This window comes from Novilysobacter erysipheiresistens, assembly GCF_036663935.1.
Classification (GTDB): Bacteria; Pseudomonadota; Gammaproteobacteria; order Xanthomonadales; family Xanthomonadaceae; genus Novilysobacter; species Novilysobacter erysipheiresistens.
On the sequence record NZ_JAXGFP010000003.1, the window covers coordinates 15,158 to 28,125 of the forward strand.

Consider the following 12,968-nt stretch of genomic DNA (forward strand, 5'->3'; position numbering starts at 1 on the left):
CGATTGTAGCCCGCAAACGACGAAGCCCCGCACTGGGCGGGGCTTCGAATGTCGCGTCTGGCAACTCGCCGTTACTCGATATCGAGGAAGCTGCGCAGCTGCTCCGAGCGGCTCGGATGACGCAGCTTGCGCAACGCCTTGGCCTCTATCTGGCGGATCCGCTCGCGGGTGACGTCGAACTGCTTGCCGACTTCCTCGAGGGTGTGGTCGGTGTTCATGTCGATGCCGAAGCGCATCCGCAGCACCTTGGCCTCGCGCGGGGTCAGGCCGGCGAGCACGTCGCGGACGGTCTCGGTGAGGTTGATGTCGGTGGTCGCCTCGACCGGCGACATCACGTTGGTGTCCTCGATGAAGTCGCCCAGATGGCTGTCCTCGTCGTCGCCGATCGGGGTCTCCATCGAGATCGGTTCCTTGGCGATCTTCATGACCTTGCGGATCTTGTCCTCGGGCATGTCCATCTCTTTCGCCAACTCTTCCGGCGTCGCCTCGCGGCCGTACTGCTGCAGCATCTGGCGGCTGATGCGGTTGAGCTTGTTGATCGTCTCGATCATGTGCACCGGGATGCGGATGGTGCGCGCCTGGTCGGCAATGGACCGGGTGATCGCCTGGCGGATCCACCAGGTCGCGTAGGTCGAGAACTTGTAGCCGCGGCGGTACTCGAACTTGTCGACCGCCTTCATCAGGCCGATGTTGCCTTCCTGGATCAGGTCGAGGAACTGCAGGCCGCGGTTGGTGTACTTCTTGGCGATCGAGATCACCAGGCGCAGGTTGGCCTCGACCATCTCGCGCTTGGCCTTGCGCGCCTTGGTCTCGCCATAGGCCATGGTGCGGCTCATTTCCTTGAGGTCGCCCAGGGTGATGCGCATCGACTGCTCGGTGGCGATCGAGGCCTGCTGCTCGGCGATGATCAGGTCCTTGACGTCGCGCAGGCCGGACGCCCACTTCTGCTTGCGCTTGAGCAGCTCGTCGACCCACTCCAGGTTGGCCTGATTGCCGTCCCACGAGCGGATGAAGTCCTTGCGCGGCATCTTGGCGACGCGGGTGGCGAGCTCGAGGATGCGGCGCTCGTGGCGCTTGAGCTCGGCCACGGTGTCGCGCATGTTGCGCACCAGGGTGTCGGTCAGCGGCAGCGGCAGCTTGAGGGTGACGAAGATCTCGGCCATCTCCTCGCGCAGCTTGACCACCGACTTGTGGCTCGGGCCGTGCTTGGCGTAGGCCTTCTCGAACTTGGCGTACAGCGAGGTCAGGTTTTCGAAACGCTCCTCGACGATCGCCGGGTCCGGACCGGTCGGACCCTCGTCGGCGGCGGTGTCGTCGTCATCGTCGTCGTCGGAATCGTCGTCGCTGTCGTCGTCGTCCTTGCCCTTCGCATCCTTGCCGGTCTTGTCGTCCTTGTCGGCGGCGGGGGCCGGCGACGGCGGCGGCTCGTCGAGCATGTCGAGGAAGCCGACCAGCAACTCGGCCAGGCGCTTCTTGCCGGCCTTGTGCAGCTCGTAGTCCTGCAGGATCAGCTCGATGGTGCCGGGGAACAGCGCGATCGAGGCCTGGACCTGGTTCAGGCCCTCCTCGATGCGCTTGGCGATCGCGATCTCGCCCTCGCGGGTCAGCAGTTCGACCGTGCCCATCTCGCGCATGTACATGCGCACCGGGTCGGTGGTGCGGCCACCCTCGGCGTCGATGCCGGTCAGCGCGGCGGCGGCTTCCTCGGCGGTCGAGTCATCGACCTCGCGGTTGGAACCGCCATCGGCGAGCAGCAGGGTCTCGGCATCCGGCGCAACCTCGTGCACCTCGATGCCCATGCCGTTGATCATGCCGATGATGTCCTCGATCTGCTCCGGATCGACGATGTCGTTCGGGAGGTGATCGTTGACTTCGGCATAGGTCAGGTAGCCCTGCTCCAGACCCTTGCTGATCAGCGATTTGATGTCGGACTGGGGGGCCTGACGTTCGTTGGCCATACGGCTGCGCCACCACGTGATTGGGGAGAAATGAACCGTCTATTATACCAGCCCGGCCACTGGATCGCCCGGAAAGGCGCGCTGGCAAGGCATGGCCGGGCACTCAGGCCCGCAGAAGGAAGGTGACCGGGCCGTCGTTGACCAGGCTGATCACCATATGGGCACCGAAACGCCCGGTTTCCACCCCCGGGGCGTGTTTTTCGCGGCAGGTTCGCAGCAATTGGTTGAACACCGGTTCAGCCTCGTCCGGTGGCGCGGCGGTGCTGAAGCCCGGACGCATTCCGCTGGCGGTGTCGGCGGCGAGGGTGAACTGGCTGACCAGCAACAGGCCGCCGCCGGTATCGGCCAGGCCGAGGTTCATGCGCCCGGCGGCGTCGGCGAACACGCGGTAGCCGAGCAGGCGTTGGGCCATCCGCGCGACCTGGGCGTCACCATCGCCGGGTTCGACCCCGACCAGCGCGAGCAGGCCGGGGCCGATCGCGCCGACGGTGTCGTCGTCGATGCGGACGCTGGCTTGGGTGACGCGCTGGATCAGGGCGAGCATCGGAACAGGATAGGGGCGGTCGCGGCCGGGCCGCTACACTGCCGCCGATGACCGACCTCGCCGCCCGCCTGCTGTACGCCGCCGCCGCGTTGCTGGGGCGGCTGCCGTGGCGCTGGCTGATGCGGCTGGGTGACATGCTGGCCGCGCACTCGCTGCGCCGTGATAGCCGCGAGGCGCGGGTGGTGCAATGCAACCTCGAACTGGCCTACCCCGAGTTGCTTCCGGGCCAGCGCGAGCAACTGCGCCAGTCGATCCTGCGCGGCACCGCGCGTCAGCTGCTCGGGACCCTGCGGCTGTGGACGCGGCCGCACGCCGAGAACCTGGCGCTGATCCGCGAACACTACGGCGTGGACCACCTCGACGCTGCGCTCGCGTCGGGCAACGGAGTGGTCATCGTCGCCCCGCACCACGGCAACTGGGAACTGCTGAACCAGTGGTTGGCCGCACGGACGCCGCTGGCAATCCTGTATGCGCCACCGGAATCGAAGGTCGGCGAGGCGTTCCTGCAGCGGGTGCGCGCCAGCGACGATTCCGCCGCTCGGGTGACCCAGGTCCGCGCCGAGGGCGCCGGGGTGCGCCAACTGTTCAAGCGGTTGGCTGCCGGCGGGGTGGTCGGGATCCTGCCCGACCAGCAGCCCAAGCGCGGCGACGGTGAGTTCGGCCCGTTCTTCGGGATCGAGGCGCTGACCATGACCCTGATCGGCCGGCTCGCCTCGCGCAGCGGTGCGACCGTGCTGGTCGCCTGGTGCGAGCGCATCGACGGCGGCGCCGGCAACCACGCCCCGGCGTACGCGCTGCACATCGCGCCGACCCCACCGGCAGTCGCCGACGCCGACCCGAAGGCCAGCGTCGCCGCGCTCAACGCCGCGATCGAGGGTGTCGCCCGTCGCGACCCGAGCCAGTACCAGTGGACCTACAAGCGCTTCTCGCGGCGTCCGGCGGGCGAGGCCAATCCGTACTGGCCGTATTGTTACCGTCGCTAGCGGAGCGGCGTCCATCAACATCGGGGGACGAGTGAACCAGATTGCAGTGGCAGAACCGACCGGACCGACCGACCTGCAATGGCAGCCGTTGCCGGCGCGCGCGCGATCCCTGTTCCTGTTGGGCACGCTGCCATTGGCCGGCGCGATCGGGCTGGCAGCCGGCGGCATCCTCGCCACCGCCTTCGACCAGCCGCGACCCATGATCCTGGCCTGGGCGGCGCTGGGCGCACTGTTCGCGAGCGGATTCGGTCTTTGGTACGGGCTCAACCAATACCGGCGTACCTCATGGCGGCTTGATGACGAAGGCCTCGCCGTGCGTCGCGGCAAGCTGTGGCAGCGCGAGACCCGGGTGCCCGCCAGCCGGGTCCAGCACCTCGACCTCAAGCGCGGTCCGTTGCAACGCCGCCGCGAGCTGGCCACCCTGGTCGTGCACACCGCCGGCACCCGCCACAGCGCGGTGACCGTGCCCCATCTCGACGCCGCCGATGCCGAGCGCCTGCGCGACCGGCTCGGTCGCCAGATCGATCGCGACGATGACTGAACCCCGGCAACCCGAACCGGTGGCCGCCACCGCGCCGGAAGCCGGGGTCGCCGACGCCGAACATCGCCTGCACCCGATGTCATGGCTGTTCGTGCTGGTGGCCCAGCTCAGGCAGTTCATCGTTCCGCTGGTCGCATTGCTGGTGTTCGGCCAGGGCGACCGTAACGGCCTGTGGCCGATGATCGGCGTCGCCGTGCTGGCGCTGCTGTCGCTGTGGCAGTACTTCACCTACCGCTACGGCATGGTCGACGACGCGCTGGTGGTGCGCAGCGGCCTGCTCGAGCGCAGCCTGCGGGTGATCCCGTTCGCGCGGATCCACAACGTCGCCCTGAAGCAGACGCTGTTGCACCGGTTGTTCGGGGTGGCCGAGGTGCGGCTGGAATCGGCCGGCGGCAACAAGCCCGAGGCCGAGATGCGGGTGCTCAAGCTCGACGACGCGTTGGCGCTGGAGCGGCTGGTGCGCCAGCGCGGTCGTGCCCCCGACGCGGGCGTCGCCGTGGCCGCCGCGGACGGCGATGCGGTGCTGCTGCAGATGTCGCTGGGCGAGGTGCTGCGGCTGGGGCTGGTGTCGAACCGTGGGCTGATCCTGGTGGCCGCGGCGTTTGGTGGCATCTCCCAGTTCAACGCCGAACTGCTCCCGGACCTGTTCGAACGCTGGGGCGACATGCTGTTCGGCTGGGCCGGCGAACACCAGTTCGGGGTCGTCGAGTTCGCCCTGGCCGCGGTCACCCTCGTGCTGCTGGTGGAACTGATGTTGTGCCTGCTGTCGATCGCTTTGGCGCTGCTGCAGTTCTACGGGTTCCGGCTGAGCGAGCACGGCCGCCGGTTGACGGTCGAACGCGGCCTGCTGGCACGTTGGCGCACGAGTGCCTCGCGCCGGCGGATCCAGGCCTGGACGCTGCGCGAGGGCGTGCGGCATCGATGGCTTGGCCGGCAATCGCTGGAGGTCGACACCGCGGTCGCCGAAGACCACAACCGGCACCGCGCGTTGCGCGAAGTCGCACCGATCGCGACGCCGGCCCAGTGCACGGGCTTGATCGAATACCTGCTGCCGCGAGCGCAATGGACGGCCCTCGACTGGCGCCAACTGCCGGCCGGCAGTTGGTGGCGATTGTGGTTGCCATCGTGGCCGTGGGTGCTGGCCGCGACTGCGGTGCTGACGTGGAACGGCGGCAGCTGGGGCCCGCTGGTACTGGCGTGGCTGCCGTGGTCGGCCTACAAGGCGCGCCGCCGCACGGCACGCGCGGCCTGGGCGCTGGGCGACGAAGTGGTCGCGGTGCGCGAAGGCTGGCTGCGCCGGCACTGGCGTTTTGCCGAGATCGACAAGCTGCAGGCCCTGCAGTTGAGCCGCAACCCGATCGACCGCCGCTGCGGCACCGCGACGGTGTGGTTGGACACTGCCGGCGCCGGCACGATGGCGCCGCCGCTGCGGGTCCGGTTCCTGCCGCTGGCCGAAGCCGAGGCGCTGTACGCACGCCTGTCGCAGGAGTTGGCGCGGCGACCGCTGCGCTGGTGACGCCGTTCCAGTCGACGGCGCGGGCGTCGACTCAGCCGCCGCGCAGGCGGGCCAGGCCGTCGCGGTAGAACGCCTCGATCTGCGCCCGCTTGGCCTCGATCCGGAACCCGTCCATCGGGTACGCCAGCCGCCGTGGCCCGGCCGCACGCAGCGACCGCAACGCCGTCGCCAGCGCATCGACGTCGCCGATCGGCAGCAGCGGCTCCGGCAGTTGCGGCGCCAGGTGGCGCGCGCCTTCGGTGGCGCTGGCGAGGATCGGCAGGCCCGCTTCCATCGCCTCCAGCAACACCAGTCCGAACGGCTCGCTGCGCGCCGCGCTGACGAAACCGTCGAACGCCGCCAGCCAGTCCTGCGGATGCTCGGTGAAGCCCGGCATCAGCACCTGCGGCCCGGCCTGCTCGCGCAAGGTCTTCCACGCCTTGCCCTGGCCGACGATCACCAGCCGCGCGTCGGGCAGGCGCGCACGCTCGAACGCCTCGATCAGCACGTCGAGGCCCTTGCCCGCCTCGGCCCGGCCGAGTGCGCCGACCACGAAGGTGCGCTCGTCGATGCCATGTTCGGCACGCAGCCGTGCGCGCGCATCGGCGACGGCGGGCCGCGGCAGGGTCCAGTTGTCGATCTGCACCGTGTGTGCGCGCAGTGGCGCGGGGATCGCGTGCAGTTGCCACGGCGCGATCGCGATCAGGCCGTCCAACGTCGCGTGCTGGCGCGGCTTGTAATGGATGTGCAGGGTCGCCACCCGCAGGCAGCCGGGGACATCCAGCCCCTGCAGCGCGCGGCAGCCGCCACTGAGGTGGGCATGGGCGACGTCGGGTTTCACCCGCCGCAACACGCGGCGTGCTTGCCACGGCGTGAACAGATCGCCGACCACCTCGACCTTGACCCGCGGGTCCACCCGATGACCGATCGCGTCAGCGCGCGACGCGGTGCCGGCGCGGCGCAGCACCACGGTGACGTCGTGGTCGGCGGCCTGCGCCGCGGCCAACTCCAGCGCATGGCGCTCGCTGCCGGCGAAGCGGCTGGTCAGGATCAGGTGGACGATGCGCATCAGGCCGGCCCCCAATAGCGCAGGCGGCGTCGCAGCTTGAACTTGCGCCACGGGTCGAGCGGCCGGCGCTTGAGCGAGGCCGTTCCGCCCTCGGCGAGGAAGCGGTCGACCGCTTCCAGCGTGCGCTCGCTCGAGCGCCCGTCGCGATACGGATGGATGCGTTCGCCGAACTCGCGGATCGCCGCCATCAACTCCGGCGGCCGCGACAGCGCGCGCTCGATCGCCGGTTCGAACTCGGCCGGGTCGTCGATGTCGATCAGTTGCGGGCCAGGCCGGCGGTTCTTGAACGTCACCACCGGCTTGCCGGTGAGCAGGAACTCGCTCAGCGCCGATGAGGTGTCCGAACACATCATGTCGACCTGCCCGAACAGGTCGAGGATGTTGTCGTCATCGGCGAAGCGCAGGTGCTCGTTCTCCAGCGCGCGGTACATCGCCACCACTTCCGGGCCCATCTTCGGGTGCAGGGTCACGATCCAGCGCCAGCGGCCGTCGCGCGACAGCCGTTTCACTTCGTCGTGCAGCTTGCGCGCCGCGCTCCACGAGGGCGAGAACGTCGAGTGGTAGAGGATCACCGGCGGCGTCCGCACCGGCGGCAGGCTGTCCGGCAGTTGCTGCATGAACGGATCGAGCTTGGGCCAGCCGGTCTCGATCACGCGGAAGAAGCGCTTGCGCGCGACCAGCGCCTGGAACGCCGCGGTGTCCTGCGGCCCGGTGGTGCAGTACAGGTCGAAGAACGGGCGGATGTAGATGTGCCGCGGCTTGCCGGCGTCGAAACCGTGGAAGGTCTGCACCTTCACGCCCGGGAAGAAGTGCGGCAGCGCGTTGCTGGAGGTGAAGATCGCGGTCGGGTTCCAGTCGCGCACCTGCTCGACGCTGGTCAGCAGGCGCTCGTCGGCGCCGAGCTCGTCGGCACCGTCGCCGCCGTCGAAGAACCACGCCGCCTCGTCGCCGCGCGCCCGCGCCGCCGCCTGCAGCGGCCGCAGGATGCCGAGCGCGTAGCGCACCGAGCCGTAAAGCAGGTAGCGGTTGCCAGCCATCAATCCTCCATCGCGATCTGTACGAAATTGTTGCGGAACGCGGCATCGTTCGCCTCGAACCGTGCGCGCGCGCGCCGCGACCGTGCCTCGCGTTCGGCCACCGGCATCGCCAGCACCCGGTCCACCGCGGCCTCGATACCGACCGGGTCGACCCGGTAGCTCGGCGCGAGCCCCAGCGATCCTACGCTGGACGGTGGGATCAGCACGCCGTGGCTGTCATCGACCAGCTCGTTCATCGGCTCGCCGTCGACGGTGAGGGTGATCGCGCCGACGCTCATCGCCTCCATCAGGCAATGGCCGAAGCCCTCGGCCTCCGACGGGCCGATGTGGAAGCGATGGGCGTTCTGCAGCCGGCGCACCTCGGCGTCGTCGGCCTTGCCAATCCGGTGTTCGATGTTGGCGGCCGGCGGTCCCCGGCGCGCATAGCGCGGACCCTGCAGCACCACCAGCCGCGGCCAGTCCGAGCGCCGGCGCCACGCCGCCAGCACCGCCTCGGTGCCCTTGACCGGGCTGCGTCCGGCCAAGTGGAGGAAGGCATCCTCACGTGGCACGGCGGCATCCAACCGGTCCTCGCTGGTGAAGCCGATGTGGCGGGTGCGGCAACCGAGTTCGCCGAATATCCGCTCGGCGTGGCGGGTCTTGCACAGCAACGCGTCGAACCGGGGCAACAGGGGCGTCCACTTGTCGCGGAACCATTCGGGGTTCGGGATCAACACGTTGCGGCGGCCCAGTGCCAGCGACATCGAGTACACGTGTTCGAGCGAGACCTGCAGGTCGGCCCGGCCGCGCCAGCCGCGCGCCACCCACAACCCGGCCTCGCGCAACATGCGGATGCCCTTCTCGTTGCCGAAGCCCACCACGTCCACGTCGTGGCCGGCCTGCTGCATGAGGTGCGCGACCAGCCGCATGTCGCGAGCCAGTCCGGCGCCGTTGTCGCGGCCGAAGATTCTCACCAGTGACATCCGGGCAGCTTCCTACCGCATGCGGGGCGACAGGATACGGCCGTTGTTCGTTGCGAACCGTGCGGCCGGGCGAGGTGTTCAGCCGGCCTTGCGCAAGCGCGCGTAAAAGAAGCCATCCATGTCGTCCTCGCCGGGCAGGCGCTGGCGACCGGCGCCGCTGGGATGGCCGAAGCCGTCGCCCAGCGGTTCGGCGACGGCGTCCGGAGTGCGCGCGAGGAAGGCCTCGACCTGCGTCGCATTCTCCGACTGCAGGATCGAGCAGGTCGCGTACAACAGCACCCCGCCCGGGGTGAGCGTGCGCCACAGATTGTCGAGCAACGCCGCCTGGAGCTTGCCGAGCGCGACAAGGTCGGAGTCACGCCGGTGCAGCAGCACGTCGGGCTGGCGCCGGACGATGCCGGTGGCCGAACACGGCGCGTCCAGCAGCACTGCATCGAACGGGTTGCCGTCCCACCAGCTGTCGAGGTCGGAGGCGTCGGCGGCATGCAGTTGCGCGTGGCCGGCGAGCTGCAGGCGGTCGAGGGTCTCGCGGACCTGGCGCAGTCGGAGCGGATCGATGTCGAGCGCGGTCAGTCGCAGGGTCGGGTCGCGTTCCAGCAGGTGCGCGGCCTTGCCGCCGGGGGCGGCGCAGGCATCGAGCACGCGGCTGCCGGGCGGCGGTGCGAGTGCATCGGCTACACGCTGGGCGGCGCCGTCCTGCACCGACACCATTCCCTCGGCGAAGCCCGGCAGTGACGCGACCGGCACCGCCGACTGCAGGTACAGGGCGTCGGCCAGGTCGGTGACGGGCACCGCCTCGATGTCGTGCTGGCGCAGCCGTTCGAGGTAGTCATCGCGACAGGACTGGCGGCGATTGACCCGCAGCCATGACGGCGGCGCCTGCGCGCTGGCGGTGAAGATCGCATCGGCGTGATCGGGCCAGTCGCGCTCGACCCGTTCGCGCAACCAGCGCGGCCATTGCGCGCGCGGCTCCAGCGCCGGCAGGCCTTCGCGCTGGGCGCGGCGCAGCAGCGCGTTGACCAGCCCCGACTGGTGCTGGCGGCCGAGCACGCGCGCCGCCTCGACGGTCGCGCCGACCGCGGCGTGCGCTGGCAGGCCGATCGGATCGAGCTGGGCGAAGCCGGCCAGCAGCAATGCGCGCAGCTCGCGGTCGCGCTTGGCCAGCGGCCGCGGCAGCCACGCCGTCAGCGCCGCGTCGAAGCGAGCGCCCTCGCGCAGCACCGCGAAACAGATCGCCTCGACCAGCGCCCGGTCGCGCGGATCGGGCAATTGGTTGAGCGCGGTCGCCAACTCGGCCTTGAGCGAACGGCCGTGGTGCAAGACCGCGTCGAGCACGCGGGTGGCGACGACGCGCGGCTGGGTGCCGACCGGGGATTTCATGCGCGGCATTCTGTCTTTGTAGGAGCGACGTGAGTCGCGACCCACCGAACGGTGGAGAGGGTGTACAGGTCGCGACTCACGTCGCTCCTACCATCAGGCAAACGGCTATCGCCATTGAAACAAGCCCTACGCACCGACCACCAGATCGCGACGGCCGTTGAGATAGTCGGCGGCGGTGATTGCCTTGCCGCCATCGCGCTGCAGCACCCGGATCCGCAACGCGCCTTCGCCGCAGGCGACATCGATACCGTCGCGGCCAGCCGCGAGCACGTTGCCCGGTGTCGCGTCATGGGCCAGCGGCATCGCGACCGCGCCATGCACCCGCACACGCTCGCCGGCCAGCTGTGCCTCGGCCATCGGCCACGGATTGAAGGCACGCACCGTGCTGGCCAGTTCGGTCGCCGGTCGATTCCAGTCAAGCCGGGCCTCGGCCTTGTCGAGCTTGTGCGCGTAGGTCACGCCCTCGGCCGGCTGTGGTTGCGGCACCGGGCGGATGCCGGCGCGCAGCAGGCCCAGGCCATCGGCCAGCACCTGCGCGCCGAGTTCGGACAGGCGATCGTGCAACTGCCCGCCGGTCTCGTCGGCGCCGATGTCGATCGCCTGCTTCAGCAGCACCGGGCCGGTATCCAGGCCCTTTTCCATCTGCATCAGGCATACGCCGGTCCGTGCGTCCCCGGCCTGGATCGCGCGCTGGATCGGCGCCGCGCCGCGCCAGCGCGGCAGCAGCGAGGCGTGCACGTTCCAGCAACCGTGGGTCGGGATGTCGAGCACCGCCTGCGGCAGGATCAGGCCGTAGGCGACCACCACCAGCAGGTCGGGCTTCAGCGCGGCCAGCGCCTCGCGCGACACCGGCACCTTGAAGTTCTCCGGCTGCAGCACCTCGATCCCGCGCAACAGTGCCTCGCGCTTGACCGGCGACGGCGCCAGCGTGCGGCCGCGGCCGGCGGGACGGTCGGGCTGGGTGTACACGGCGACGACTTCATTGCGCCCGGTCGCCGCGCGCAGGCACGGCACGGCGAACTCGGGGGTTCCGGCGAAGACAATTCTCATGCGGCCATTCTACAGAGCCGCAAGCGGCGCTCAGGCCGCGTTGCGCCTGGCCTTGGCCAGCTTCTTGCGCACCATCTCGCGCTTCAGCGGCGACAGGTAGTCGACGAACAGCTTGCCGAGCAGGTGGTCCATCTCGTGCTGCACGCAGACCGCCAGCAGGTCGTCGACCTGCAGCTCGAACGGCTGGCCGTCGCGGCCGATCGCCTTGACCGTGATCGCATCGGAGCGGGTCACGTCGGCGAAGATCCCGGGCACCGACAAACAGCCTTCCTGGCAGACCTGCTCGCCGCTGCGCTCGGTGATTTCCGGGTTGATGAACACCAGCGGCCGGTCCTTCTCCTCGCTGACGTCGATCACCATGAAGCGCTGGTGCACGTCGACCTGGCTCGCCGCCAGGCCGATGCCGGGCGCGGCGTACATGGTCTCGAACATGTCGTCGAGCAACTTCTGGAATTCCGGCGAGGCAACCCGGGACAGGTCGACCGGCGCGGCGACGGTTCGCAGGCGCGGATCGGGGAATTCGAGGATCGGTAAAAGGGCCATGGCTCTAAAAATGGGGGCGTGGGTCACAACCACAAGCAGCCGATGGATTGTAACGCCGTTGGCGGCCCTGTTTGCTTGCAACCACGCGGTTCTTCTGGGCTATAGTGCCGACAGCCCCACGTCAGATACTGACGCTGGGCGCACCTGTAGGGGAATCAGGTAGACACTGCCATGCAAAAACCGATCCGTGCGGTGATGACCGCTGCGTTGTTGACCATTGCCACCTATGCGATGGCCGCCGAAGTCCGTGGCGACCATCCCGACACCTACGTGGTGCAGAAGGGTGACACCCTGTGGGATATCGCCGGGCGCTTCCTCGAGAAGCCATGGCTGTGGCCGGAAATCTGGCAGGCCAACCCGCAGGTGGCCAATCCCCACCTGATCTACCCGGGCGACGTGCTGTCGCTGGCCTACCTGGACCGGGTGACCGTGGCCGAAGGCCCGCGCGAGGTCGCCCCGGTGACCGGCGTGCCGCTGTCGGAGGTCGAGCCGTTCCTGAAAGACCTGCGCGTCGTCGACCAGTTCGAGCAGTTGCCGTACGTGGTCTCGCTGGAGACCGAGCGATTGCGCGCCAGCAAGGGCCAGGTCGCCTACATCGAAGGCCTGGAGAACGCCCAGCCCGGACAGCGTTACCAAGTGGTGCGCCCGACCCAGCGGTACACCCGCCTGGATCGCGATTCGGCCTGCTGCGACATCTTCCACAAGGACGACCTCGACTTCCGCGGCAAGCGCACGGTCGATTTCGAGCAGTTCTGGACCAACGCGACCGTGTCCGACGACGGCCATGAGTTGCTCGGCTACGAGCTGATGCAGCAGAACACCGGCACTGTCACCCGTGGCGAAGTCGGCGACATCGAGGTCACCACCCTGCTGCTGGACGACAGCGGCCGCGAGGTCCGGGTCGGCGATCGCCTGATCCCGGTCGAGGCGCAGCCGTACGACCTGCAGTTCTTCCCGCATCCGCCGAAGCAGCAGCTCGACTACGGTCGCGCCCGCATCATGGCCGTGGCCGACATGCTCACCACCGGCGGCCCGCGCGACGTGGTGGCGATCTCGGTCGGCGCCCGCGACGGGGTCGACAACGGCACCGTGTTCTCCAGCTGGCAAGTCGGCAACGCAGTGGTCGACCGGGTCGAGAACGGCCCGTGGGATCGCAGCGAGGATACCTTCGGCCGGAATGCCAAGGTGCGGCTGCCGGACGAGTTCGCCGGCCACCTGATGGTGTTCCGCACCTTCGACAAGGTCAGCTACGCGCTGGTGATGGACGCGATCAAGCCGGTCCAGGTCGGCCACGAGCTCAAGCACCCCGACGCGCCCTACTGACGGTCGGCGCCCGGGTAGGGGTTTCCCTACCGGCATATACGAAGGCGCCCTAGGGCGCCTTCGTCGTTTGCGGCGGATGCTGG

12 protein-coding genes are annotated in these 12,968 nt (G+C 69.3%); 4 read left to right on the top strand and 8 right to left on the bottom strand.

From position 1 onward, the window contains the following. Positions 1-71: 71 nt before the first annotated feature. The gene (gene rpoD, locus SNE34_RS06165) at positions 72-1,958 is read right to left on the bottom strand and encodes an RNA polymerase sigma factor RpoD (RefSeq protein ID WP_332615746.1); all 1,887 of its coding nucleotides are present in this window, start codon (positions 1,956-1,958) and stop codon (positions 72-74) included. A gap of 103 nt (positions 1,959-2,061) precedes the next feature. Then, entirely contained in the window at positions 2,062-2,502 is a 441-nt protein-coding gene (gene dtd, locus SNE34_RS06170) for a D-aminoacyl-tRNA deacylase (protein ID WP_332615749.1), read from the bottom strand. Between the two features lie 47 nt (positions 2,503-2,549). On the opposite strand from dtd, the gene SNE34_RS06175 reads away from it, so the two are divergent. From SNE34_RS06175 to SNE34_RS06185, 3 genes are all read left to right on the top strand, one after another. Continuing rightward, positions 2,550-3,485 (top strand): lauroyl acyltransferase, encoded by a 936-nt coding sequence (locus tag SNE34_RS06175; protein WP_332615751.1) that lies wholly within the window; start codon positions 2,550-2,552, stop codon positions 3,483-3,485. A 31-nt stretch (positions 3,486-3,516) separates the two neighbouring features. Then, complete coding sequence (locus SNE34_RS06180; RefSeq protein WP_332615753.1) at positions 3,517-4,026, top strand: PH domain-containing protein; 510 nt, start codon at positions 3,517-3,519, stop codon at positions 4,024-4,026. Positions 4,027-4,102: 76 nt separating this feature from the next. After that, positions 4,103-5,542 (top strand): PH domain-containing protein, encoded by a 1,440-nt coding sequence (locus SNE34_RS06185; RefSeq protein WP_425604477.1) that lies wholly within the window; start codon positions 4,103-4,105, stop codon positions 5,540-5,542. Positions 5,543-5,573: 31 nt separating this feature from the next. On the opposite strand, the gene SNE34_RS06190 is transcribed toward SNE34_RS06185, so the two are convergent. From SNE34_RS06190 to def, 6 genes are all read right to left on the bottom strand, one after another. Further along, on the bottom strand, positions 5,574-6,590 hold the full coding sequence (locus tag SNE34_RS06190; protein ID WP_332615757.1) for a glycosyltransferase: 1,017 nt from the start codon (positions 6,588-6,590) through the stop codon (positions 5,574-5,576). After that, positions 6,590-7,627 (bottom strand): CDP-glycerol glycerophosphotransferase family protein, encoded by a 1,038-nt coding sequence (locus SNE34_RS06195; protein WP_332615759.1) that lies wholly within the window; start codon positions 7,625-7,627, stop codon positions 6,590-6,592. Before SNE34_RS06195 ends, SNE34_RS06190 begins: the two co-directional genes overlap by 1 nt. Beyond that, positions 7,627-8,589 (bottom strand): glycosyltransferase, encoded by a 963-nt coding sequence (locus tag SNE34_RS06200; protein ID WP_332615760.1) that lies wholly within the window; start codon positions 8,587-8,589, stop codon positions 7,627-7,629. Before SNE34_RS06200 ends, SNE34_RS06195 begins: the two co-directional genes overlap by 1 nt. 78 nt (positions 8,590-8,667) lie before the next feature. Next, on the bottom strand, positions 8,668-9,969 hold the full coding sequence (gene rsmB / locus SNE34_RS06205) for a 16S rRNA (cytosine(967)-C(5))-methyltransferase RsmB (RefSeq protein ID WP_332615762.1): 1,302 nt from the start codon (positions 9,967-9,969) through the stop codon (positions 8,668-8,670). Between the two features lie 126 nt (positions 9,970-10,095). Beyond that, positions 10,096-11,019, bottom strand: a complete 924-nt coding sequence (fmt, locus tag SNE34_RS06210; protein WP_332615764.1) for a methionyl-tRNA formyltransferase — start codon at positions 11,017-11,019, stop codon at positions 10,096-10,098. Between the two features lie 30 nt (positions 11,020-11,049). Continuing rightward, positions 11,050-11,562, bottom strand: a complete 513-nt coding sequence (gene def, locus SNE34_RS06215; RefSeq protein WP_332615765.1) for a peptide deformylase — start codon at positions 11,560-11,562, stop codon at positions 11,050-11,052. Positions 11,563-11,733: 171 nt separating this feature from the next. Between def and SNE34_RS06220 the strand changes: the two genes are divergently transcribed. After that, positions 11,734-12,885, top strand: a complete 1,152-nt coding sequence (locus tag SNE34_RS06220; protein ID WP_332615766.1) for a LysM peptidoglycan-binding domain-containing protein — start codon at positions 11,734-11,736, stop codon at positions 12,883-12,885. The last annotated feature ends 83 nt before the right edge of the window (positions 12,886-12,968 follow it).

What these genes read in the sequence shown, in the direction of transcription:
- dtd (WP_332615749.1), bottom strand. Translation starts at nt 2,502, where the DNA reads ATGCTCGCCCTGATCCAGCGCGTCACCCAAGCCAGCGTCCGCATCGAC.
- SNE34_RS06185 (WP_425604477.1), top strand. Translation starts at nt 4,103, where the DNA reads ATGTCATGGCTGTTCGTGCTGGTGGCCCAGCTCAGGCAGTTCATCGTT.
- SNE34_RS06195 (WP_332615759.1), bottom strand. Translation starts at nt 7,627, where the DNA reads ATGGCTGGCAACCGCTACCTGCTTTACGGCTCGGTGCGCTACGCGCTC.
- SNE34_RS06200 (WP_332615760.1), bottom strand. Translation starts at nt 8,589, where the DNA reads ATGTCACTGGTGAGAATCTTCGGCCGCGACAACGGCGCCGGACTGGCT.
- SNE34_RS06175 (WP_332615751.1), top strand. Translation starts at nt 2,550, where the DNA reads ATGACCGACCTCGCCGCCCGCCTGCTGTACGCCGCCGCCGCGTTGCTG.
- def (WP_332615765.1), bottom strand. Translation starts at nt 11,562, where the DNA reads ATGGCCCTTTTACCGATCCTCGAATTCCCCGATCCGCGCCTGCGAACC.
- rsmB (WP_332615762.1), bottom strand. Translation starts at nt 9,969, where the DNA reads ATGAAATCCCCGGTCGGCACCCAGCCGCGCGTCGTCGCCACCCGCGTG.
- SNE34_RS06190 (WP_332615757.1), bottom strand. Translation starts at nt 6,590, where the DNA reads ATGCGCATCGTCCACCTGATCCTGACCAGCCGCTTCGCCGGCAGCGAG.
- rpoD (WP_332615746.1), bottom strand. Translation starts at nt 1,958, where the DNA reads ATGGCCAACGAACGTCAGGCCCCCCAGTCCGACATCAAATCGCTGATC.
- SNE34_RS06220 (WP_332615766.1), top strand. Translation starts at nt 11,734, where the DNA reads ATGCAAAAACCGATCCGTGCGGTGATGACCGCTGCGTTGTTGACCATT.
- fmt (WP_332615764.1), bottom strand. Translation starts at nt 11,019, where the DNA reads ATGAGAATTGTCTTCGCCGGAACCCCCGAGTTCGCCGTGCCGTGCCTG.